Raw genomic sequence first — 22,471 nt, 5'->3', positions numbered from 1 at the left:
TGTTGCGCAAAACCTCCGGTGTGCGCGAAAGTGATGCAGTGCCCGTGAGACGTCATCCGATCGCCGAGACCGTGGGGATCACCCGCGGTCTCGGCGGTCGGATGACGTCTCACGGGGAAGCGTCAAGCGCAGGCGGCCGGTGTCTGCGCGCGTGAGCCTCGCAGCCGTGGCGGCGGCAGCGGGGGTCAGCGTAGCGACGGCATCCCGCGCGCTGTCCGGCCGCGGTGATCTCGCCGCCGCAACCCGGCGTCGCGTGCTGACGACCGCCCGCACTCTCGGCTATACGCGTGACCCGGCCGTCGGCGGGCGGCCGCCGGGATCCGCGCGCCTGGTCGACCTGGTGCTCGGCTGGTTCCACAACGCCTACTCCGACGAGGTGACCGCCGGCGCCCGCAGCGCCGCGGCCGCCGCCGGCTACGACCTCGTGCTGACCGAGGAACGCGACACCCCCGACGACGACTGGCCGATGCGCATCCGCAGGCGCGGCTCGGCGGGCGTGGTGCTGGGACTCATCTCGCCGACGGCGTCGCAGCTCGCGGCGCTGAACGATGCCGAGATCCCGGTCGTGCTGATGGATCCGCAGGCCGAGACGTCGCGCGGGCTCACGAGCGTTCGCACGACCGACCGCGAGGGCGGCGCAGCAGCGGCGATGCACCTGGCAGAGCGCGGCGCCACCCGCTTCGCGGTGGTGCTGGGGTCGCCGCCGTACCGTTACGGCCGCGCACGCAACACCGGCTTCCGCGAGGCGCTGCGACTCGTCCGCCCGGACGCCGACCTGGTCGCGGTGCAGGCCGACTGGGGCGGAGCGGCGGCGCGCGAGGCCGCGCTGCCCGTCCTGCGCGGGCTCCGGCCGGGCGATCGGCTCGGCGTCTTCGCGTGCTCCGACGAGATGGCGGCGGGCGTGTACTCCGCAGCCGCGGCGACGGGGCGGCGCATCCCCGACGACGTGCTCGTCGTCGGCTTCGACGACCTGCGCGGCGCCCGCTGGCTCACCCCGCCGCTCACCACCGTGCGCCAGCCGATCCGCGAGATGGCGGCGGCCGCCGTCACGGCGCTCACCGAGGCCGCCTCCGGCGCTCCTCTGCCCCCGTCGCCCCTCGTGCTCGCGACGCAGCTCATCGAGCGCGGCTCGACCTGAGTCGCTGACCCTGCCCCGCGACCCTCCTCGCGCGTTCGGGGCGCACGAGTGTCGTCCGGGGCGTACGGCGTGCGCCCCGAACGTCACTCCCGCGCCCCAAAAACCGCCCGAAGGACGATGGATGCCGGAGACCCGGAGGTCCGGACGGTCCGGCGACTGCGGCATCCGAACCGGACGAAACGTCCCATCCGCGCCCGCGGGGCACGCGAGTAGCGTGGGAAGCACGTCCGACGGAAGGCTCCACATGTCGATCTCGACCGAACGCCACGCCCGCACCGACCGCGCCGCGAGGAGCGAGTCCGAGCTGCAGCAGATGGCGAAAGACCACCTGTGGATGCACTTCGCCCGCCAGTCGGTGATGACGGACGGCCCCGGCGTTCCGATCATCGTCAAGGGTGAGGGCCACCACATCTGGGACTCCCAGGGCAGGCAGTACATCGACGGTCTCGCCGGCCTGTTCGTCGTGGCCGCCGGTCACGGTCGCCGGCGCCTTGCGGAGGTCGCCGCGAAGCAGGCCGAGCAGCTCGCCTTCTTCCCCATCTGGTCATACGCGCACCCGGCCGCCATCGAGCTCGCCGACCGCCTGGCCGACTACGCGCCCGGCGACCTCAACAAGGTGTTCTTCTCCACCGGCGGCGGCGAAGCCGTCGAGACCGCGTTCAAGCTCGCCAAGTACTACTGGAAGATCCAGGGCCAGCCCACCAAGCACAAGGTCATCTCGCGCTCGGTCGCGTACCACGGCACCCCGCAGGGCGCCCTCGCGATCACCGGCATCCCGGCCATGAAGTCGATGTTCGAACCGGTGACGCCCGGCGGCTTCCGGGTGCCGAACACCAACTTCTATCGCGCCGCCGACATGGGCGCGCCCGCCGACGACCTCGAGACCTTCGGCGTGTGGGCCGCGGACCGCATCGAGGAGATGATCCTCTTCGAAGGCCCCGACACCGTGGCGGCGGTCTTCCTCGAGCCGGTGCAGAACTCCGGCGGCTGCTTCCCGCCGCCCCCCGGATACTTCCAGCGGGTGCGTCAGATCTGCGACAAGTACGACGTGCTGCTCGTCTCGGACGAGGTCATCTGCGCCTTCGGCCGCATCGGCCACATGTTCGCATGCGACGCCTACGGCTACGTGCCCGACATGATCACGTGCGCCAAGGCCATGACCAGCGGCTACTCGCCGATCGGCGCGACCATCGTGAGCGACCGCATATACGAGCCCTTCGCTCACGGTGACCGCGCGTTCTACCACGGCTACACCTTCGGCGGTCACCCGGTGTCGGCCGCGGTCGCGCTCGAGAACCTCGACATCTTCGAGGAGGAGGGGCTCAACGAGCGGGTGCGCGAGTACTCGCCGGTGTTCCGGTCGACGCTCGAGAAGCTCAACGATCTGCCCATCGTCGGCGACGTGCGCGGCGACGGCTACTTCTTCGGGATCGAGCTCGTCAAGGACAAGGCAACGAAGGAGACCTTCGACGACGACGAGTCCGAGCGGCTGCTGCGCGGGTTCCTCTCCAAGGCGCTGTTCGATGCCGGTCTCTACTGCCGCGCCGACGACCGCGGCGACCCCGTCATCCAGCTCGCGCCGCCCCTGACGGTCGGCCCGAAGGAGTTCGACGAGATCGAGCAGATCCTCCGCAGCGTGCTCACGGAGGCGTGGACGCGGCTCTGAGGCATCGGCAGGCGGTCGCGAGGGTTAGTGTTGGCGCGTGGGCACGATCTACTACGGCGGCGGCGCGATGCCGATCCATATCGAGGACCGCGCATTGGCGCACCTCAAGGTCGTGATTGCGACCAAGCTCCGACGCGATGAGAGCTTCACCGTCTCGTGGGCCCACCCCGAGGATCAGCCGCGGGGGCGCAGCACGATCTGGCTGCACCCGTCGATCCCGCTCCGGTTCGTCTTCGACGACCCCGAGCCCTCCGAGCTCAGCCGCCAGTGGATCGAGGAGCTTGCGAACTCCGCCAGCTCGACCGGCGGCATCCTGCTGGTCGCAGAGCACTTCGACACCGGTCCGGCGCCGGTCGCCGACGGCGCAGGAGCGGCGGCGCTCGAAGCGGGAGCCGACGTGTCACTCGGCAAAGTCGACGTGGAGCACATCGACGTCGACCGCCTCACCGTCGGCGGCACCGAGGTGACAGGCGAGGACGTCCCGTCCTAGGCGACCACTCCGTCGCCCGCGCCGGTCACCGATCTCGGCGGGGATCGGCATCCCGAAGGTCGCGGCGCACCCTCAAGAGGGCTCGGGCTGCGACGACTCGTCTCCTTCGGCAGGCTCGGGAAGGATCGTGAGCCCGTTCGGCCCGCTCGCGGCGAGCATCAGCTCCTCGACCCAGCGGCGGTTGATGCGCGGCTGACGGCTTCCGAAGAAGTGGAACTGGATCGGCACCGACGGGTGGATCCAGAAGCTGCGGCGACCGCTGCCGTCGCCGATCTCGACGTCGAACATGAAGGGCTCGGAACGGCGCAGCTTGTTCATCACAACGATGCGGAGATGGGCCAGCGTGCGGTCGTCGATGTCCACCGAATTGGCGTTCGTGTCGTAGATGAACCGTCCCATGGCAGGAGCCTAGCGCTGCATCACCGCGGTGCGAATGCAGCGGCGAAGAGGGCGCGGGCACGGCGCGCGACGTCCGGTCGCTGCGCGGTGTCGGAGCGGGCGAGCTCGGTCGCCAGCATGCCGGTCGCCAGCGTCACGTCGTCCGTCTCGATGTGGCTCCCGATGCGGCCGGCGGCACGGTCGCGGGCGACGAGACGCTCCACCAGGGCCCGGAACCGGGCTCCGAGCACAGCCACCCGCGTATCGGTGAGATCGGCGGTGATCAGCTCGATGAAGGCTGTCGAGACGACCACCTGGTCGACGACCCGGTCCAGCAGGTCGTCGACCGTCCGCTCGGAGGCCGACGTGTACTCCTCGAGCTCGCGCACGTTGTCTTCGAAGACTGCGACGGCGAGGGCGGTGCGGTCGGGGAAGTGGCGGTAGAGGCTGCCCTGCCCCACGCCCGCGCGCTTGGCGACGGCGCTGAACGGCGCGCCCAGGCCGCCTTCGGCGTACACCTCGCGCGCGGCGGCGATGAGGGCGCGACGGTTGTCGGCGGCGGCGGCGGGGCCGCGATTCTGGCGGGGCCGCGCACGGGGGGATGCGGTGCTGGGCACGGGTGTAGCCTAGTACCGGACAAAGTTGTCCGGTAAGAGGGCGTTGTCCAGATCATCGAGGCGGCCGGCGACCGGATCGACGCTCTCGCCAACATCGCCGGGATCATGGATGACATGACCCCCGTCGGCGAGGTCACCGACGCCGTCTGGGATCGCGTGTTCCGCGTGAACGTCACCGGCACCATGAAGCTGATGCGCGCCGTCATCCCCGCCATGCTCGCGCAGGGCAGCGGGTCGATCGTGAACACCTCGTCCGAGGCATCCCTGCGCGGCTCGTCCGCGGGCGCCGCCTACACCGCGTCGAAGCACGCCGTCGTCGGCCTCACGAAGTCGAGCGCGTTCATGTACGGCCCCAGCGGCATCCGCGTCAACGCCGTCGCGCCGGGCGCCGTGATCACCAACATCGAGGCGAAGTTCAACTCGGCGCTGGGCGCCGACCGCGTGCGCACGGGCATGGCTGTCATGGCGCCGCCGGTGACGCCCGACCGCCTCGCCGCGTCGATCACCTTCCTGCTGAGCGACGACGGCATCAACGTCAACGGCCAGAACCTCGCCAGCGACGGCGGCTGGTCGGCCGCGTAAGAATCCGCGACGTCCCGGCTGACCCGAGCCGCCGAGGCGTCGCGCACCACGTGCTCCCCTGTCGCGATCTGCGACGCCGATCCGCGGATCGCGACAGGCGAGCGCACAACTGGACGGCTAGAACGGCCAGATGAGCGGCACGTAGAGGACCGCGACCGCCAAGAAGAACAGCGCGAGCGGCAGCCCCAGCTTCCAGTAGTCGCCGAACCGGTAGCCCGCCGGCTCCATCACCATGAGGTTCGCGGGCGTCGCGATGGGCGTGAGGAACGCCGCCGCACCCGCGACCGCGAGCGCCATCATGAAGGGCTGCACCGACAGGTCCAGCGCGTGCGCGACCGAGATGGCGATCGGCGCCACGATGAGCACCGTGGCGGTGTTGCTGATCAGCTGACCGAGCACCAGCGTGATCCCGCACAGCGCGAGCAGCGCCACGTGGGGGCCCGCCTCGCCCAGCAGCGACAGCATGCCCTCTGCGACCAGGTCGGCCGTGCCGGTGCTGATGAATGCCGTCGACAGTGGGATCATGCCCGCGATGAGCACGACGGTCGTCCACGAGATCGCGTGGTACGCCGCCGTCACCGTGACGGTGCGCGTGAGCACGAGTGCGCACGCCGCCAGCAGCGCGGCCACCGCCGGCGGTACGAGGCCGGTCGCGAGGAGCACGATCATCGCCAGGAGGATGCCGATCGCGCGCTTGGCGCCGCGCCCGAGCGGCACCGACCGGCGCAGCTGCGCCGGATCGTCGACCACCAGCACACCGGGCTCCTGCGTCCGCCGCGTCAGGTCGTCCCACGCCCCCTGGAGCAGGAGCGCGTCGCCGGACTGCACGATGAACTCGGTGCCTTTCAGGTGCTCGTCGCCTCGTCGCGCCGCCAGCACGACGAGGTCACCGTCGGGCGTCGTCATCCCGGCGCACACCCGCTCGCCGATCAGCGGCGACCGCGGCGCGACGACGACCTCTGTCACCCCGGAGTCCGGGCCGAGGAGCACGCCGGTGTCGAGCGTCAGCGAATACTGCTGGCGCAGCATGCGCGCGTGCCGCACCAGGTCGACGGGCATGATCGCACCCTTCCGCTCCGGCACCAGCCGACCGCCGAGCAGCAGGATCACGACGGTGCCGAGCAGCACCGGGATGCCGACGAGCGCGAACTCGAAGAACCCGAACTCCCTCCCTCCCGCGCCGGCGGCGAACTCCGAGACGATGATGTTGACCGGCGTGCCGGTCAGCAGGAGCAGCGAGCCGGCGGACGCCGCGAAGGCGAGCGGCATGAGCAGCTTCGACGACGCGATGCCGGCACGCGATGCGACCACGACGACCAGCGGGAGCAGCGCGGCGACGGCGCCGTTGATGCTGATGAGGGCGGTCAGGACCGCCACCAGCAGCGAGATCACGGTGACGAGCGTGGCGCGCTTGGTGCCGGCGCGGCCGATCACCTTCTGGCCCGCCCAGGCGGTGACGCCAGTCGCGTCGAGCGACTCGCTCACGACGAACAGTGCCGCGATGAACAGCACGGTCGGATCGCCGAAGCCCGCCAGGGCCTGCGGCAGGGTGAGGACGCCGGTGAAGAACAGGGCGAGCGCGACGGCGATCGCGACGATCCCGATCGGCACGCGGTTGCTCACGAACGCGATCACCGCGAGCACCAGGATGACGAGGGTTGCGGTGACGGGGTCCACGCGCCCAGCGTAGCCACCGGCCCCGCACCAGGTCGGTCGGCTGCCTGCTCGCTGGGCCCGGTCGGACCGCCGCGTCAGCCGCGCAGCGTCGCCAGCCCCGCGACGTCGTACGCGAGCTCGACGGCCTCGAAGAGCGCCGCATCGATCGTGCGAGGTGCGAATGCATCGCCGATTGTCACGACCCGCGGCGCGGCCGGCGTGTCCGTGACCAGGCCAGGGATGCCGACCGACGCACGCGGCTCGACGGCCACCACCGCGTCGACGCCCGGGATCATCTCCACGGCGCCGGTCAGCGTGTCGCGCACCGTCACGGCGCCCGGCTCGATCCGCTCCACGAGGTGTGCCGGGCGGCGCTGGAACCCGCCGTGCGCACCGAGGCGCTCGAGCAGCAGCGGCCGGTCGTATCCGGCCCCGATGTGCGGGAAAACGGTCTCGAACGGCGTCACGAGCTCGAGCTCGTCGACGCGCTCGAGCAGAGTGAGCACGATCCCGGCGGCGTACGCCGTGCCGTCGGCATCCACCACCGCGATCCGCCGGCCGAGCGGCACTTCGGCCGCGGGTGCGACCGCAGTGAAGGCGTCGGTGGTGCCCTCGGCGGGGAAACCTCCGGCGTACGCGCCGCCAAGGGCGAGCGAGGTGGTCACCGGGGCGATGGCGCCGGTCGCGACAACGATGCCGTCCGCACCTTCGGCCCGCAGCAGGCCGGCGTCCGCGTCGACCCCGAGCCGCACCGTCACGCCGAGGGCCGCGAGGTCGCGCTCGAGGTCGTCGACGAGCAGCCCGACGCTCTCGCGCCCCGGCACCCGGCGGGCGAGGCGCAGCTGGCCGCCGAGTCCGTCCGCGCGCTCGACGAGGGTGACCGCATGCCCGTCGGTGGCGAGCTCGACGGCGGCGCGCATCCCGGCCGGGCCGCCGCCCACGACGATCCACCGCTGCGGCGACGACGCGCCCGGCCGCTCGCCCCGCTCGAGCTCGCGCCCGGCGAGCGGGTTGACCGTGCACGACATCGCGAGTCCGCGGCTGCCGCGGCCGAGGCATCCCTGATTCAGGCGGATGCAGTGACGGATGCCGGACTCGCCCCTGTCGACGGGCTCGACTCCGATCAGCTTGCGGCCGAGGTCGGGGTCGGCGATCTGGGCGCGGGTGAGCGCGACCATGTCGGCGATGCCGGAGGCGACGACCTCCTCCGCGTCCTCGACCGAGCGGGCGGCGCCGACGCCGAACACGGGGACGTCGGGGTTCGCGGCCTTCACCGCGGCGACGTCGTCGCGCAGCCAGGCGTACGGCATAGGCGAGGACGGGAACACGTAGTGCACGTTGTGGTAGCCGCCGGCCGCGAGGTCGAGGAAGTCGATGCGGGCCTCTGCACGCAGGCGTGCGACGACCTCGCGCATGCCGGCGCCGTCGATCCCGTCGGGGTGGAACTCGTTCGCGACGATGCGGATGCCGACGGTGAAGTCGTCGCCCACCCACTCCCGCACGGCGCGCAGCACCTCGCGCGGAAATCGCGTGCGTCCTTCGAGGTCGCCGCCGTACTCGTCTCCACGGGCGTTGTAGAGCGGCGAGAGGAACTGATGCAGCAGGTAGCCGTGTGCCATGTGGATCTCGACGCCGTCGAATCCGCCGTCGCGCGCGTGCACCGCCGACAGCGCCCAGCCGTCGATGAACGCCGCGATGTCGGCGCGATCCATCTCGCGGGTCGCGTGCGCGGTCGACGGCGACAGGACGCGCGACGGCGCGTATACCGCCCGCGGACCTTCTGGACCGTCGGGCTGCGCCTGCGCGCCGTGGTGGTTGAGCTGCACGAAGATCTTCGCGCCCGCCTCGTGGACGGCATCCGTCATCCGCTTCGATGCGGCGACGCCCTCGGGGCGGTACGCGTCCTCGAAGCCGCGGATCGAACCGGTCGGGTGCACGAAGTGGTTGCCGGCCACGAACAGCCCGCAGCTGCCCTGCGCACGGCGCACGTAGTACGCGGTCTCGCGGTCGGACTCGACCCGGTCGGAGTACTGCTTCGAGTGCGCGGTCTGCATGATGCGGTTCGGCACCTCGACGGCGCCGATCCGCAGCGGCTGCGCGAGGACGGAGGAGCGGATGCCGGGGCGCGCGGTCATGCCTCCGAGCCTAGGACCGCCCCTCTCACCTTCCCGCCCCGCGCCTCACCGCTCGCCGCGCTCGCGTGCTCGCGTCCCCGCGCCTCACCGTCCCCGTTGACTTGCGCTATACGTACGGCGTGTGAGGCGTGTCGCGTACGTTCAGCGCATGTCAACAAAGGGACGCGGGGACACCGGGTGGCCGCGGCGCGGGGCGCGGGGCGCGGGGCGCGGGCCCGGGTCAGAGGCCGGCGAGGGCCTGGTCGAGGTCGGCGAGGAGGTCGGCGACCGACTCGATGCCGACTGACAGGCGCACCACCTCGGGCGGGACGGCGAGCTCGGTGCCGCGCACCGAGGCGTGCGTCATCTCGTCGGGGTAGTTCATGAGCGACTCGACGCCCCCGAGCGATTCGGCCAGCTGGAACAGGCGCGTCGACTCGGCGAAGCGGCGGGCGGATGCGGCATCCGCCAGCGCGACCGAGACGATGCCGCCGAACCCGCTCATCTGCCGCGCGGCGACCTCGTGCCCGGGGTGCGACGGCAGGCCGGGGTAGTACACGCGCTCGACCGCCTCGTGGCCCGACAGGAACTCGGCGATCGCGTGCGCGTTCTCGCTGTGCCGTCGCATGCGCAGGGCCAGCGTCTTGACGCCGCGGGTGGTGAGCCACGCGTCGAGGGGGCCGGAGACGGCGCCCACGGCGAACTGCAGGAACTTCGCCTCGCCGTACAGGGCCTCGTCGTTGAGCACGAGCGCGCCGCCGACGACGTCCGAGTGGCCGCCGAGATACTTCGTGGTCGAGTGCACCACCACGTCGGCGCCGAAGGCCAGCGGCTGCTGCAGCGCGGGCGACGCGAAGGTGTTGTCGACCACGACGAGGGCGCCAGCGTCATGGCCGAGCCTCACGAGCCCGGCGATGTCGGTGATGCGCAGCAGGGGGTTGCTGGGGGTCTCGACCCACACGATGCGCGCCGGGCGCTCCTCGAGGGCCGCGCGCACCGCGCCGAGGTCGCTCATGTCGACCACGCGCACGCCGATGCCCCACGCGCCGAGCACGCGCGCGATGAGCCGATAGGTGCCGCCGTAGACGTCGTTGCCGAGCAGCACCTCGTCGCCGGGCTTGAGGGCGGCGCGCAGCAGCGCATCCTCGGCGGCGAGTCCCGACGCGAACGACAGGGCATGCGCGCCGCCTTCGAGCGCGGCGAGCTGCGTCTCGAGAGCGGTGCGGGTCGGGTTGCCGCTGCGACCGTACTCGTAGCCCTCGCGGAGCCCGCCGATGCCGTCCTGCGCGTACGTCGTGGAGAAGTGCACCGGCGGGATCACGGCCCCGGTGGTGGGGTCGAAGGCCTGACCGGCGTGCACCGCGCGGGTCTCGAAACCGGAGTCGTTCGTGGGCTCGGTCATGCGGGTGCTCCTTCGTGGGTGGATCCGGATGCCTCGGGGCCAAGGTGTGCGCCGCGTGCAGGCGTTTCGTCTCGCTCGTTCCTCGCTCGCTCAACGACCGGGACCTGCGCGGATGCCTCGGGGCCAAGGTGTGCGCCGCGTGCAGGCGCTTCGTCTCGCTCGTTCCTCGCTCGCTCAACGAGCGTGGGTTCGGCGCGGCTCACCTCGAACCCGTGGTCCCGCATCCAGTCGTCGTCGTAGAAGCGGTTGAGGTAGCCGCGGCCGTGGTCGGGCAGCAGCACGACGACCACGTCGTCGGCAGGCAGCTCGCGGGCGGTGCGCAGCGCGGCGACGACCGCCATCCCGCTCGATCCCCCGACCAGGAGACCCTCCTCGCGGGCGAGACGGCGGGTCATCTCGAACGTCTCGGCATCGGAGACGCGATGGATCTCGTCGGGCACCGCGGGGTCGTAGCTGTCGGGCCAGAAGTCCTCGCCGACGCCCTCGACGAGGTAGCCGTGGAGCGGGCCGCCCGAGTAGATCGAGCCCTCGGGGTCGGCGCCGATCACCCGCACCGTGCCGCCCGACACCTCGTGCAGGTACCGGCCCGTGCCGGTGATGGTGCCGCCGGTGCCGATGCCGGCGACGAAATGCGTCACGCGACCGTCGGTGTCGCGCCAGATCTCCGGCCCCGTCGTCTCGTAGTGGCTCAGCGGCCCGTTCGGATTCGCGAACTGGTTCGGCTTGAACGCGCCGGGGATCTCGCGGACGAGCCGATCCGACACGCTGTAGTACGAGCGCGGGTCTTCGGGCGGCACGCTCGTGTCGGTCACCACGACCTCGGCGCCGTAGGCCCGCAGCACGTCGACCTTCGGACCCGCGAACTTGTCAGGCACCACGAAGATCATGCGATAGCCGCGCTGCACCGCCACGAGCGCGAGGCCCACGCCGGTGTTGCCGCTCGTGGGTTCGATGATCGTGCCGCCGGGTTCGAGCAGACCGTCGCGTTCGGCGGCGTCGATGATTCGGCGGGCGATGCGATCCTTGGCGGAGCCGCCGGGACTGAAGTACTCGACCTTGGCCAGCACGGTGGCGGCGATGCCGTCGGTGACACGGGTCAGGCGGACGAGGGGGGTGTTGCCGACGAGGTCGGCCACGCTCTGGGCGTAACGCACGATGAGTCCTGGAGTGTTGCCCGCGCGGGAGCGCGGAAGGTTGGCGGGGTCGCGGAGGTCTGTGCGAAGCGAACGCTTCAGCAGCAGGGGCGACAACACCGACAGGTCAACACGGGCGCCAGTCTAGGCGCTCACCGGGGGCGGCGTCGAGGACGCCGTTGGCGGCCACGGCGCAGAGACGCCGATAACGGATGCCGCGACACGGCGACACGCGGCGTCACACGGGGTCATGCCGGGCCGGCGTGGATGCGGCCTCTCGCGCGGGGCCGGTGTGTCTCGACCCGAATCCGGGCCGCCACCGGCGCGCGGGCCTAGCATGCGGCCAAGACCCCTGTGGAGGAATCGGATGCCGCATCCCCGTGTGACACGCGAATCGCCGCCGCGGGGCGCCCGCGCCGCCCGAGTGCTGGCGGGGCTCGCCGTCGCCGCCGCGCTCACGCTCCTGGCCGGCTGCGGCAACGGCGGGATCCCGATCCCGACCGCTCTGCCGACGACGCTTCCGACGGGCGTGCCCACGACCCTGCCCACGGACCTCCCCACGCGGACGCCGATCCTGCCGACGCGGACGCCTGTGCCCACGGCGGAGCCGACTCTCGAGCCGACCGTCGAGCCGACGCCTGAGCCGACCGTGGCACCGGAACCCACGCCTGAACCCACACCCGAGCCCGAACCCGAACCCGAACCCGAACCCGAACCGACGGTGGTGCCCGAGCCGGCGCCCACGGTGGTTCCCGAGCTCACGGCAACGCCCGAGCCGGAGCAGACGGCGACACGCACGCCGACGCCCAGCGCGTCACCGTCGCCCTCGCAGACGTCGTCTCCGTCGCCTACCGCGGAGGCGGGCGATACCACCGCGTCACCGATGAACTGGGTTCCATGGGTCGTTGTGCTCATCCTGCTGGTAGCCGGCGCTGTGATCTACCTCATCGTGCGCCGGCCACGACCGACACCGCCGACCAGCGGCTGAGCAGCGGCGCCACGTTTCTCCTCGATCTGCGGCGCCTCCTCAACGACCGCGACCGGCGCGCGGCCGCGGCGTCGCCCCGGTCGCTGAGCGAACGCCAGCGAGACGAAGCGCGCGAACAGTGGGCCCGGTGTCAGCCGCGGAGTGCCAGGGCGAACGGAAGCACGGCAGCGGCACCGGCGCGGCGCAGCTCGCGCGCGGCGACGGTGAGAGTCCAGCCGCTGTCCACCCGGTCGTCGACCAGCAGAACGGGACCCGCAGGGATGTCGAGGCCCGCGGCCGAGAACCGGTCCCACACCCCCGCCAGCCGGAACGCGCTGTTCCCACCCGGCTGACCCGTGGGTCCGCCGTCGACGAGGTCGAGCGACCCGAGGAAGGGCAGGCGCCCGACCTCGGCGATGCCGCGGGCGAGCGAGTCCACCAGCTGCGGCTTGGCGCGCGACGGCATCGCCACCACCGCTACCGGGCGCGTCTCCCAGCCCCATTCGGCGAGGACGCGCACGCACGCGCCGAGCACGTTGGGCGGAACGGGCGCATCCGCGGCGGCGGCGGCGAAGAGATCGCGCAGGACGCCGCCCCAGCCGAGGTCGGTGAGACGTGCGAGCGCGCGACCCTCGCCGGCCTGCTCGTCCACGGCGATGCGGCCCTTGACGGGCACGCCCAGCCGATCGGCGCCGGTGGGCCACTGCCGTCGCGTCTCGATCGGCACGCCGACGCGGTCGAGAGCCGCGGCCGCGGCATCCGTCGCTCCCTCGGCGATCGCGGTCGGGAACCAGGTGCCCGCACAGTTGTCGCACCGGCCGCAGGGCACGGCGGTGTCGTCGTCGAGGGACCGCTGCAGGAACTCCATGCGGCAGCCCGAGGTCTCTTCGTACTCGACCATGTGCTCCTGCTCGGCGACGCGCTCGGCAGCGATGCGGCGATAGCGCTCCTCGTCGTAGGTCCACGCCTCGCCGGTCGCCGTCCATCCGCCGCGCACGCGCGCCACCGCACCGTCGACATCCAGCACCTTCAGCAGCAGCTCGAGGGGCGTGCGGCGGATGTCGACCACCGCCTCCAGCGCGGGCGTCGACATCGGCGCGGTCGCGGCTGAAAGCGCCGACAGCACGCGCTCGGCGCGCTCACGGTCGGGCATCGACGCCGTTGCGAAGTACTGCCAGATCTCGCGGTCCTCGGTGCCGGGGAGGAGCAGCACATCGGCGGACTCGGTGGCACGCCCGGCGCGGCCGACCTGCTGGTAGTAGGACACCGGCGACGACGGAGCACCGAGGTGCACCACGAAGCCGAGGTCGGGCTTGTCGAAGCCCATGCCGAGTGCGCTGGTCGCCACGAGAGCCTTGACGCGATTGTCTTTGAGGAGCGCCTCGGACTCCTCACGCTCGTCGGTGTCCGTCTGCCCGGTATAGGCCCGGACGTCGTAGCCGCGTTCACGGAGGAGGCGGGCGGTGTCGTTCGCCGCCGCGACCGTCAGCGTGTAGATGATCCCCGAGCCGGGGAGATCGCCCAGGTGGCTGATCAGCCAGGCCAGCCGGCTCGGCGAGTTGGGCAGACGCAGCACCCCCAACCGGAGCGAGGCCCGTGCCAGCGGACCTCGGATGGTGACCACGCCTGCGGATGCGGCATCCGCTCCCCCGCCCGAGGCGCTGCCGGCATCCAACTGCTCGGCGACGTCGGACACCACGCGGCTGTTGGCCGTCGCGGTGGTCGCGAGCACGGGGACACCGGCGGGCATCCGGGCGATCAGATCGCGCAGGCGCCGGTAGTCGGGCCGGAAGTCGTGCCCCCAGTCGCTGATGCAGTGCGCCTCGTCGACGACGAGCAGTCCGATGCGGGCGACAAGCTGCGGCAGCTGCTCATCTCGGAAGGACGGGTTGTTGAGGCGCTCCGGCGAAACGAGGAGCACGTCGACCTCGTCGCGCTCGAGCCGGCCGAGCACGTCGCCCCATTCGTGCGCGTTCGTGGAGTCGATCTTGACCGCGCGCACCCCGGCTCGTGCGGCGGCCGCGATCTGGTCGCGCATCAGCGCGAGAAGCGGGGAGACGAGCACCGTGGGTCCGGTACCTCGACGGCGCAGGAGAAGCGTCGAGACGAAGTAGACGGCCGACTTGCCCCACCCGGTGCGCTGCACCACGAGCGCACGCCGGCGGTCGTCGACGAGCGCCTCGATCGCCTCGTACTGCCCGTCGTGGAAATCGGCGTCGTCGCGCCCGACGAGCGCGCGCAGCACCTCGAGGGCTCCGGTGCGGGTATCGGTCGTCGCGGTCACGCCCTCCACCCTGCCTCATGCCGCCGACGCCAGGGGCGTCACATGAGCCGCGGTGGGGATGGCGCGATCTCCAGTCCGTCTGTGGAGGAAAGGCACCATCGCTTGCTCGACGCCCCTGCATTGGTGCGCTGCCGCTTCGCTCCGCCCGCCCGTCCGCGTCGCTCCGCCCGCCGTGCGCGTCGCTCCACCCGCCGTCTCCTCCCCGCGAGGCTGGGCTTGTCGGCGTCGCCGTCGGCGTGGCGTCGCGGGTCCAGCCGCGTCGCGGGCGTCGGCGGAGTCGCTGCCGTGGCGGCGGGTCGTGTTCGTTTTGGCACTGAACTTCCGGTTCACAGACCATCACTGAACTTCCGGTTCACAGACCATCACTGAACCTCCGGTTCACACACGATGACGTGCAGGACTCGACCATCTGTGCGAACCGGAAGTTCAACGACCCAGCGTGAACCGGAAGTTCAACGACCCAGCGTGAACCGGAAGTTCAACGACCCAGCGTGAACCGGAAGTTCAACGACCCAGCGTGAACCGGAAGTTCAGCGACCCAGTGTGAACCGGAAGTTCATCGGCGTCTACGAGAGGGTCCCGCCCCGCGACGCGCACGATCCGGCGCCGCGCGGCTCGATCCCGCTCGACGTCGGGTGTTACCGTGAAGCCGGCGGGAGGAGGCGGCAGTGCTCGAATCGATCGGCGTCGCGCTTCGCCTGATTCTCGAGGTCTTCGCCGTCGCGCTGCGCCCGCTGGCAGAGCTCCTCGCCACCGTCGCGACGCCCGGCGCCGGCGGGCTCACGGTCGCGGCGGCCACCGCTGCCGCAGTCTCCCTCGCCGCGCTCGCTCGGCTTGCTGTCGCCGTCGCGCTCCGCGCCGAGCCTGTCCGCGCCGTCGTCGCGACAGCCCACCCGCGCCGCGCGATCGGCGACTTCACGCGACTCACCCAGAGCCATCCCGACGCTCCGGGGCACTCCCGTCCGCGCGCACCCGGGTTCGCGGCACTGGCCGCGTAGCCCGACGCACGTCCGACCCCGTACCCGCGGGGCGCTTCCACGTCCGCCGGCGCCGTCGTGGCCACATGCCACGAACCGACACCAGACGAACGGACACACCTTGGACCTCTACGCCTTTCCGCCCATCGCCGCGATCCTCGACGCGGCCTACTCCCTCCTCATGGGCCTCTCGGCCCTGCTCGAGCCCCTCGCCGGATCCGCCGCGGCCGCGGCATCCGTCGTCCTTCTCACCCTGTTCGTCCGTACCGCGCTGGTGCCTGCCGGCATCGCACAGGCGAAGGCGGAGCAGATGCGCAGCCGCCTGGCCCCGAGGCTCAGAGAGCTGCAGCGGCGCCACAAGCGCGACCCCGAACGTCTGCAGCGCGAGACGATGAAGCTGTACGCCGACGAGAAGGCCTCGCCCTTCGCCGGGTGCCTGCCGATGCTCGCGCAAGCGCCCGTCGTGGCCATCGTGTACGCGCTGTTCCTTCACACCGCGATCGCGGGGCACGCCAACGCCCTGCTGGTCGAGCAGCTGTTCGGTGTGCCGCTGGGGGCCAGCCTGGTCGGAGCGGTCGCGACCGGCGCAGCGACAGGTTCGACCTGGGGCGTCTTCGCAGGAGTGCTCGCGGTGATCGTCGTCGTCGCTGAGCTCACGCGCCGCGCATTCCAGCCGCCGGTCGACGGATCACCGGATGCCGAGCCCTGGGCGGGTGCGGGGATGGCACGAGTGGCGGGGCTGCTGCAATTCACGACCGCGGTCTTCGCGCTGTTCGTCCCCTTGGCGGCCGCCCTGTACCTCGCCGTCACCGTCTCGTGGACGCTGGCGCAGCGGCTGGTGCTCCGGCGCCTCTACCCCCTGGCGGCGACCTGAGCCTGCGGCATCCGCTCCTCCGGCGCCGACGTGCGGCGCAGAGCGCGACCGAGAGCCGGGCAAAGCAGCACCATGCCCGCCGTGAGCAGGATGTGCCCGGTGCCGGCGATGCCCGAAATCGCGTTCGACGACTCGAGCCCGAGGACGGTGAGCGAACCGTGCCAGATCAGCGTCGCGGAGGTGAGGATGACAACGGCCGCTCGAGGACCGGCAGATGGGTGGCGTACAGGGCGACGAAGGCCCCGGTGGCCGCCTGGAATCCGAGGTCGGGGCGGTCCAGCAGCGTCATCACGGCGATCGGGACCGTCATCGCCACGGCGGCGCGCAGTCCGATCGCCCACCGCGGCGCGGGTGCCGGTGCGAGGCGGAAGAGGCTCGACACCGCGTGGGTCAGGTCGGCGGCGAACCGGCGACCGCTGCTCTTGCGGGGCATGCGTTCGTCCTGCTCAAGCCGACGGCTCGGTCGCGGTGCTCCCGCTGAGCAACTGATCGAGCAGGGTGAGTGCGGCGTCCTGCGGCGCGTCCACGTCGAGCAGCCACTGGGTCTGCAGGCCGTCGGATGCCGCGATCACGAGTGCGGCGACGGCCATCGGGTCGACGTCGGACCGGATGCGTCCGGTCGCCTGGTTGCGGCGCACGCGCGCGGCGAGATCGGCGCGGACGCGGGCGAAGCGGGTGGTGGCGAACTCCCGTGCGGCCGGATGCCCCTCCTCGAGGGCCGACGCCACGAGCGTCGAGTAGAGCTGCACGAGTCCCTGCACCTCGCGGTTCGACTCGGTCCAGCCGCGCAGCATCTCCACCGGCGTCATGTCAGCGTCGGCCGGGTGCTCGTCGTCGCCGCGACGCTCGGACTCGCGGTACACCTCGACGAGCAGCTCTTCGAGCGAGCCGAAGTAGTGCTTCAGTGCGGCGTGGGTGACGCCGACCTCCTCGGCGATGGCGCGCAGGCTCGTGCGGTCGGAACCGCGCCGCGCGAACACCTCGATGGCCCGGTCGAGGATCTCCTGGCGGCGGGCCACGCCCTTCGCGTACGACCCACGCAGGGCCGGCTGGTGCTCCTCATCCGCCATGCGACCCATGCTACCGAATAAAAACCTCCACCTGGAGGTTTTCGTGGTAGCGTGATGCGGTCCGGGCGATCCCCGCCCGTCGACGCCACTCAGACACCCGTCAAAGCAGACAACGAAGGAGCGCGACCGATGCCGGTCCAGACATCCATCCAGCTGTTCACCGTCAAGGACGCACTCGAGGCCGACCTCGACGGCACCCTCGCCGAGCTCGCCTCCCGCGGCTTCACCGCCGCCGAGCCCTACGACTTCGTGCGGCGGGCCGAGCCCCTCGCCGCCGCCCTCAAGGCCAACGGCATCGCCGCGCCCACCGGTCACGCGTTCCTCGCGTCGTCCTCGTTCGTCAACCCCGACGGCACGACGACGACTCGTCCCGTTCCCACTCCCGAGGCCGTCTTCGACGCCGCGGACATCCTCGGCATGACGACGGTCATCGAGCCCTACACCGACCCCGCCCTCTGGCAGAGCCGGGAGCACATCGCCGAGATCGCCCGGCAGCTCAACGCCGCCGCCGAGATCGGCGCCGCGCGCGGCATCCGCGTCGGCTACCACAACCACGCCCACGAGCTCGAGACGACCTTCGACGGCAAGACCGGCCTCGAGGTCCTCGCCGACCTGCTCGATGAGCGCGTCGTGCTCGAGGTCGACCTGTACTGGGTCGCCCGCGCCGGCGTCGCCTCGCCGACGCTGCTGCAGACGCTCGGCGACCGCGTGATCGCCGTGCACGTCAAGGACGGCACGCTCGACCCCGAGGCCGTCGCGGCCTACCCGCCAGCCGACCAGGTCCCCGCGGGCCAGGGCGTCGTGCCCCTCGAGGAGGCGCTGGCCGCGGCATCCGCTCTCGAGGTCGCGATCGTCGAGTTCGACCACTTCCACGGCGACCTGTTCGACGCCGTCGAGCAGAGCCGCGTCTTCCTCGACGAGAAGGTCGCCGTCTGATGGCCGCCTCTTCCGGAGCCGTCGGCGTCGGCATCATCGGCGCAGGCAACATCAGCGACCAGTACCTGACGCACCTCACCAGCTTCCCCGACGTGCGCGTGATCGCCATCGGCGACGTGATCGAGGACCGCGCCAAGGCGCAGGCCGAGAAGTACGGCGTGCCGCGTGCCGGCGGCGTCGACGTCGTGCTGAACGACCCCGACATCGAGATCGTCGTCAACCTCACGATCCCGGCCGTGCACGTCGAGGTGTCGGAGGCGATCATCGCCGCCGGCAAGAACGTGTGGACCGAGAAGCCGATCGGCGTCGACCGCGAGGAATCCCAGCGACTGCTGCAGAAGGCGGATGCCGCCGGCCTGCGCGTCGGCGTTGCACCCGACACCGTGCTCGGACCGGGCGTGCAGACCGCGAAGCGTGCAATCGCCCGCGGCGACATCGGCCGCCCGCTGTTCGCGACGACGACCTTCCAGTGGCAGGGTCCGGAGCTCTGGCACCCGAACCCGGCGTTCCTGTACGCCAAGGGCGCCGGTCCGCTGCTCGACATGGGCCCGTACTACGTGTCCACCCTCGTGCACGTGTTCGGCCCGGTCGCCTCGGTCGCCGCGCTCGGCCTCCGCGGCGTCGAGACCCGCACCGTGAAGTCTGGAGAGCTCGCAGGCCAGGAGTTCCCCGTCGAGATCCCGTCGACGCTGTCGGTGCTGATGGAGTTCGAGCAGGGCGGTCAGGCGCAGAGCCTGTACAGCACCGACTCCCCGCTGCTGCGCCACGGCATCGTCGAGATCAACGGCACCGAGGGCACGATCGTGATCCCCGACCCGAACACCTTCGGCGGCGACATCACGATCACCCGCCCGCTCACCGACGTCTCCCTGCGGGAGCAGGAGATCCTCCAGGTGCCGCAGGAGGGCGTCCTCGCCGGTCGCGGCCTCGGTCTGCTCGACATGGCCCGCTCGATCCGCGACGGCCGCCCGCACATCGCCACCGGCGAGTTCGGCTACCACGTGCTCGACACGCTGCTGTCGATCGAAGAGGCCGCAGAATCGCGCACCTACGTCGAGGTGCAGAGCACCCTCGGCGAGGTCGGCTCGCTGGCCGCGGACTTCGACCCGCTCGCCTCCACGCTCTGACCCACACCGGTTCACTCGAGGACCCCCTGCCACGCGGCAGGGGGCCTTCGTCATGACGGGACGGATGCCGCGGCCTACGCCCGCGCCCGCGCCCGCGCCCGCGCCGAGATCACGTCCTCTCGCCGAGATCACACGCCGCGCGCGGTCGGAACGTGTGATGTCGACGACATCGTGTGCTGTGGACGCCACGCCGCACCGCGTGGGCCCGGCCTCAGCCGAGCAGCGGGCGCTGAGCCTTCTGCTGCGTCAGGTATGCGTCGCGGGCCTCCTGCGTGCTGTCGAGCGTCGAGACCTCGGCGACAGGCACATCCCACCAGCCGGCACCGTCGGGGGCGTAGATCAGCGGGTCGCTGTTGATGTGGATGAACGTGGACCGGTCGGATGCCTTCGCCTGCGCGACGGCCGCCTTCAGGTCGTCGATGGCGGAGGTGCCGGGCTCGACCTCGATGACGTCGAGGCCGTAGCTGCGCGCGTTCATCGCGAGATCGACGGGTAGGACCTTCCCGCCCTGGAAGTTGCGGGCCTCGCCGTCGTACTCGCGGTACCAGGTGCCGAAGCGCTCGGAGCCGACCGTCTCGGAGAGGTGCCCGATCGACGCGAAGCCGTGGTTCTGGATCAGCACCACGATGATCTTGATGCCCTCGGCGACCGCGGTCACGAGCTCGGTGTTGAGCATGAGGTACGACCCGTCGCCGACCATCACGATGACGTCGCGGTCGTCGCCGTCGGCGAGGAGCCCGCGCTTGGCCCCGAGCCCGCCCGCGATCTCGTAGCCCATGCACGAGAACGCGTACTCGACGTGGTAGCCCAGCGGGTCGCGGACGCGCCACAGCTTATGGAGGTCGCCCGGCAGCGAACCCGCGGCCTGCACGACGACATCCTCGGGGGCGCTGGCGGACTGCACCGCGCCGAGGATCTCGGGCTGGCCGGGCAGCGCGCGCCCCGAGGGCGCGAACGCCGCGTCGACCGCGGCATCCCACTCCGCCTTCTGGCGCGCGATGCGCTCGGCGTACCCGCCCGCGACCGCGAAGCCCTCGAGCTCGAGGGCGAGCGCCGCCAGCGCCTCGCGGGCGTCGGCGATCACGGGCAGCTGCGAGCCGTGCTTGTACGCGTCGAACGAGGCGACGTTGATGTTGACGAACACGACATCGGGGTTCTGGAACGCGGTGCGCGACGCGGTGGTGAAGTCGCTGTAGCGCGTGCCGATGCCGATGATGACGTCGGCCTCGGCGGCGAGGCGATTGGCCGCGAGCGTGCCGGTCGCTCCGACCCCTCCGAGGTTCTGCGGGTGGTCCCAGTTCAGGGCTCCGCCGCCGGCCTGCGTGGTGCCGACCGGGATGCCGGTGGCCTCGACGAGCGCGCGGAGCTGGTCTTCGGCGCCGGAGTAGATCACGCCGCCGCCCGCGACGATGAAGGGGTTCTTCGCGCCGCGGATCGCCGCGACGGCACGAGCCAGTGCACCGCGCTCGGGCAGCGGACGACGGAGGTGCCACTCGCGGTCCTGCAGGAACTCGGCGGGCACGTCGAGCGCCTCGGCCTGCACGTCCTCGGGGAGGGCGATCGTCACGGCGCCCGTCTCGACGGGGTCGGTGAGCACCCGCATCGCCGCGAGGGCGATCGAGTACAGCTGCTCGGGCCGCTGCACGCGGTCGAAGAACCGAGACAGCGGGCGGAACGCGTCGTTCACGGTCAGGCCGATGTCCCACGGCTGCTCGAGCTGCTGCAGCACGGGGTCGGCGACCCGGGTCGCGAAGGTGTCGCTGGGAAGCAGCAGCGCCGGGAGGCGATTGGCTGTCGCGAGGGCGGCGGCGGTCAGCATGTTCGCCGCGCCCGGACCCACCGAGGCGGCCGACGCGTACGTTCCGCGTCGCCGGTGCATGCGCGCGTAGCCGACGGCCTGATGCACCATCGCCTGCTCGTTGCGGGCCTGGTGGTACGGCATCAGGGAGGGGTCCTCGACGTTCAGCTGCTTGAGCGCCTGGCCGATGCCCGCGACATTGCCGTGGCCGAAGATGCCGAACATGCCGGGGATCGTGCGCTCGCGGATCTCGCCGTCGACGGTCCACTGGTGGGCCAGGAACTCCACGAGCGCCTGGCTGACCGTCATCCGTTTCGTCGCGCCCATCAGTTGCGACCCTCCTTGTGCTCGGTGAACGGCAGCCGCTCGTCGATGCTCTGCCCGGTCCAGGTGTCGCGCACCCAGGCGTGCGCGGGGTCGTCGCTGATCAGCCACTCGCGCTCAGGATCGGGGCCGGCCATGACGTTGAGGTAGTACAGGTCGTAGCCCGGAGCCGCGACGGCCGGTCCGTGATACCCGAAGGGCACGAGCGCGATGTCGCCCGTGCGCACCATCGCGTTGATGTCGATCTCACCCGCGGGCGAGGAGTAGGTGCTGAACATGCCGAAAGCGGCATCCGCCGCCGACGGCGCCCCCGCCACCGGCGCCGTCTCGAAGTAGTAGATCTCCTCGAGGCGCGACTCGTGACCGGGCACGTGCTCGTCGTGCTTGTGCGGCGGGTACGACGACCAGTTCTCAGCCGGCGTGATCACCTCGCACACGATGAGACGGGCCGCGTCGATCGCGCGCGGGGTGCCGAAGTTGTGCACCTGGCGGCTCGAGCGCCCCGCCCCCCGCAGTTCGACGAAGGTGTCGGATGGCGGGACGTACTGCCAGTGCCGCACCTCGGTCGTCGGCGCCTCGGCGATCGCCACGCGCCCGCGGCCGCGGATCTCCGCCGTCGTTCCCGTCGGGAGGTACAGCACGTCCGTCGGGCCGTCGAACACGGAGCGCCGGCCGCGCAGTCGGGTCTCCCACTCCCCCGGGTCGTGGCGGTGCAGCACATTGAACGATCCGGCGAGCGGGACGACGATCCGCTCCACACTCCGGTCGTCGAGCGTCAGCGACTGTCCCTCTGCAATCTCGGCGACACGGATGCCGGTGTGCTGCCATCCGGCAATCGATGCGTCCACGACGCTCTCCCACCCCTCACGGGCGAGGTCGCCGCGGCGGTGGAACCAGCGCTGGTCCGTAGTGCTCATCTCGTGCTCTCGTGAATCGAT

Annotated in this window: 19 protein-coding genes and 2 pseudogenes; 9 read left to right on the top strand and 12 right to left on the bottom strand. The window is 71.5% G+C overall.

The features are described 5' to 3' along the window. The first annotated feature begins 151 nt into the window (after nucleotides 1-151). The 3 genes and pseudogenes from MRBLWS13_RS15555 to MRBLWS13_RS15545 form a co-directional block, all read left to right on the top strand. Nucleotides 152-1,138 carry a substrate-binding domain-containing protein gene (locus tag MRBLWS13_RS15555; RefSeq protein WP_349426237.1) on the top strand — a complete coding sequence of 329 codons (987 nt, stop codon included), beginning with the start codon at nucleotides 152-154 and terminating at the stop codon, nucleotides 1,136-1,138. 244 nt (nucleotides 1,139-1,382) lie between these two features. Further along, nucleotides 1,383-2,804: an aspartate aminotransferase family protein gene (locus MRBLWS13_RS15550; protein WP_349426236.1), complete on the top strand. Its 1,422-nt coding sequence runs from the start codon at nucleotides 1,383-1,385 to the stop codon at nucleotides 2,802-2,804. Nucleotides 2,805-2,841: 37 nt separating this feature from the next. Continuing rightward, nucleotides 2,842-3,132, top strand: a pseudogene (locus MRBLWS13_RS15545) (hypothetical protein); the annotation flags it as partial. A 234-nt stretch (nucleotides 3,133-3,366) separates the two neighbouring features. Here MRBLWS13_RS15545 and MRBLWS13_RS15540 read toward each other — a convergent pair. Beyond that, nucleotides 3,367-3,693, bottom strand: a complete 327-nt coding sequence (locus MRBLWS13_RS15540; RefSeq protein ID WP_349426235.1) for an ATP-dependent DNA ligase — start codon at nucleotides 3,691-3,693, stop codon at nucleotides 3,367-3,369. A 20-nt stretch (nucleotides 3,694-3,713) separates the two neighbouring features. Next, a complete protein-coding gene (locus MRBLWS13_RS15535; protein ID WP_349426234.1) occupies nucleotides 3,714-4,289 on the bottom strand; it encodes a helix-turn-helix domain-containing protein in 576 nt (191 codons plus the stop codon). A 51-nt stretch (nucleotides 4,290-4,340) separates the two neighbouring features. On the opposite strand from MRBLWS13_RS15535, the gene MRBLWS13_RS15530 reads away from it, so the two are divergent. Continuing rightward, nucleotides 4,341-4,871: an SDR family oxidoreductase gene (locus MRBLWS13_RS15530; RefSeq protein ID WP_349429082.1), complete on the top strand. Its 531-nt coding sequence runs from the start codon at nucleotides 4,341-4,343 to the stop codon at nucleotides 4,869-4,871. A 117-nt stretch (nucleotides 4,872-4,988) separates the two neighbouring features. On the opposite strand, the gene MRBLWS13_RS15525 is transcribed toward MRBLWS13_RS15530, so the two are convergent. From MRBLWS13_RS15525 to MRBLWS13_RS15510, 4 genes and pseudogenes are all read right to left on the bottom strand, one after another. Continuing rightward, nucleotides 4,989-6,548 carry an SLC13 family permease gene (locus tag MRBLWS13_RS15525; protein ID WP_349426233.1) on the bottom strand — a complete coding sequence of 520 codons (1,560 nt, stop codon included), beginning with the start codon at nucleotides 6,546-6,548 and terminating at the stop codon, nucleotides 4,989-4,991. A 74-nt stretch (nucleotides 6,549-6,622) separates the two neighbouring features. Then, nucleotides 6,623-8,662, bottom strand: a complete 2,040-nt coding sequence (locus MRBLWS13_RS15520; protein WP_349426232.1) for an NAD(P)-binding protein — start codon at nucleotides 8,660-8,662, stop codon at nucleotides 6,623-6,625. Nucleotides 8,663-8,882: 220 nt separating this feature from the next. Next, nucleotides 8,883-10,043 carry a cystathionine gamma-synthase gene (locus tag MRBLWS13_RS15515; protein WP_349426231.1) on the bottom strand — a complete coding sequence of 387 codons (1,161 nt, stop codon included), beginning with the start codon at nucleotides 10,041-10,043 and terminating at the stop codon, nucleotides 8,883-8,885. Between the two features lie 206 nt (nucleotides 10,044-10,249). After that, a pseudogene (locus tag MRBLWS13_RS15510) lies at nucleotides 10,250-11,197 on the bottom strand (pyridoxal-phosphate dependent enzyme); the annotation flags it as partial. A gap of 361 nt (nucleotides 11,198-11,558) precedes the next feature. Here MRBLWS13_RS15510 and MRBLWS13_RS15505 point away from each other — a divergent pair. Continuing rightward, complete coding sequence (locus MRBLWS13_RS15505; protein WP_349426230.1) at nucleotides 11,559-12,164, top strand: hypothetical protein; 606 nt, start codon at nucleotides 11,559-11,561, stop codon at nucleotides 12,162-12,164. 130 nt (nucleotides 12,165-12,294) lie between these two features. Here the strand turns inward: MRBLWS13_RS15505 and MRBLWS13_RS15500 are convergent, their stop codons facing one another. Continuing rightward, entirely contained in the window at nucleotides 12,295-14,427 is a 2,133-nt protein-coding gene (locus MRBLWS13_RS15500; protein WP_349426229.1) for a DEAD/DEAH box helicase, read from the bottom strand. 668 nt (nucleotides 14,428-15,095) lie between these two features. On the opposite strand from MRBLWS13_RS15500, the gene MRBLWS13_RS15495 reads away from it, so the two are divergent. Continuing rightward, nucleotides 15,096-15,425: a DUF6412 domain-containing protein gene (locus MRBLWS13_RS15495; RefSeq protein ID WP_349426228.1), complete on the top strand. Its 330-nt coding sequence runs from the start codon at nucleotides 15,096-15,098 to the stop codon at nucleotides 15,423-15,425. A 100-nt stretch (nucleotides 15,426-15,525) separates the two neighbouring features. After that, nucleotides 15,526-16,278 carry a membrane protein insertase YidC gene (gene yidC / locus MRBLWS13_RS15490; protein WP_349426227.1) on the top strand — a complete coding sequence of 251 codons (753 nt, stop codon included), beginning with the start codon at nucleotides 15,526-15,528 and terminating at the stop codon, nucleotides 16,276-16,278. On the opposite strand, the gene MRBLWS13_RS15485 is transcribed toward yidC, so the two are convergent. From MRBLWS13_RS15485 to MRBLWS13_RS15475, 3 genes are read right to left on the bottom strand one after another with little or no spacing between them, the layout of a single operon-like run. Further along, nucleotides 16,257-16,445: a DUF2871 family protein gene (locus MRBLWS13_RS15485; protein WP_349429081.1), complete on the bottom strand. Its 189-nt coding sequence runs from the start codon at nucleotides 16,443-16,445 to the stop codon at nucleotides 16,257-16,259. The two genes, yidC and MRBLWS13_RS15485, sit on opposite strands and share 22 nt — an antisense overlap. Then, on the bottom strand, nucleotides 16,445-16,711 hold the full coding sequence (locus MRBLWS13_RS15480; RefSeq protein WP_349429124.1) for a hypothetical protein: 267 nt from the start codon (nucleotides 16,709-16,711) through the stop codon (nucleotides 16,445-16,447). The genes MRBLWS13_RS15485 and MRBLWS13_RS15480 overlap by 1 nt, the downstream gene beginning before the upstream one ends. A gap of 13 nt (nucleotides 16,712-16,724) precedes the next feature. Next, the gene (locus MRBLWS13_RS15475) at nucleotides 16,725-17,348 is read right to left on the bottom strand and encodes a helix-turn-helix domain-containing protein (protein WP_349426226.1); all 624 of its coding nucleotides are present in this window, start codon (nucleotides 17,346-17,348) and stop codon (nucleotides 16,725-16,727) included. Nucleotides 17,349-17,477: 129 nt separating this feature from the next. On the opposite strand from MRBLWS13_RS15475, the gene MRBLWS13_RS15470 reads away from it, so the two are divergent. Further along, nucleotides 17,478-18,284, top strand: a complete 807-nt coding sequence (locus tag MRBLWS13_RS15470) for a sugar phosphate isomerase/epimerase (protein WP_349426225.1) — start codon at nucleotides 17,478-17,480, stop codon at nucleotides 18,282-18,284. Further along, entirely contained in the window at nucleotides 18,284-19,411 is a 1,128-nt protein-coding gene (locus MRBLWS13_RS15465) for a Gfo/Idh/MocA family oxidoreductase (RefSeq protein WP_349426224.1), read from the top strand. The genes MRBLWS13_RS15470 and MRBLWS13_RS15465 overlap by 1 nt, the downstream gene beginning before the upstream one ends. 211 nt (nucleotides 19,412-19,622) lie before the next feature. Here the strand turns inward: MRBLWS13_RS15465 and iolD are convergent, their stop codons facing one another. Together iolD and iolB are read right to left on the bottom strand one after the other, a co-directional pair. Continuing rightward, nucleotides 19,623-21,536, bottom strand: a complete 1,914-nt coding sequence (gene iolD, locus MRBLWS13_RS15460) for a 3D-(3,5/4)-trihydroxycyclohexane-1,2-dione acylhydrolase (decyclizing) (protein ID WP_349426223.1) — start codon at nucleotides 21,534-21,536, stop codon at nucleotides 19,623-19,625. After that, a complete protein-coding gene (gene iolB / locus MRBLWS13_RS15455; protein ID WP_349426222.1) occupies nucleotides 21,536-22,450 on the bottom strand; it encodes a 5-deoxy-glucuronate isomerase in 915 nt (304 codons plus the stop codon). Before iolB ends, iolD begins: the two co-directional genes overlap by 1 nt. Nucleotides 22,451-22,471: the final 21 nt, after the last annotated feature.

The sequence above is a fragment of the Microbacterium sp. LWS13-1.2 genome, from assembly GCF_040144835.1.
GTDB lineage: Bacteria > Actinomycetota > Actinomycetes > Actinomycetales > Microbacteriaceae > Microbacterium.
The sequence above is the reverse complement of the archived record's forward strand: the minus strand, read 5'-3'. Positions and strand labels throughout refer to the sequence as shown.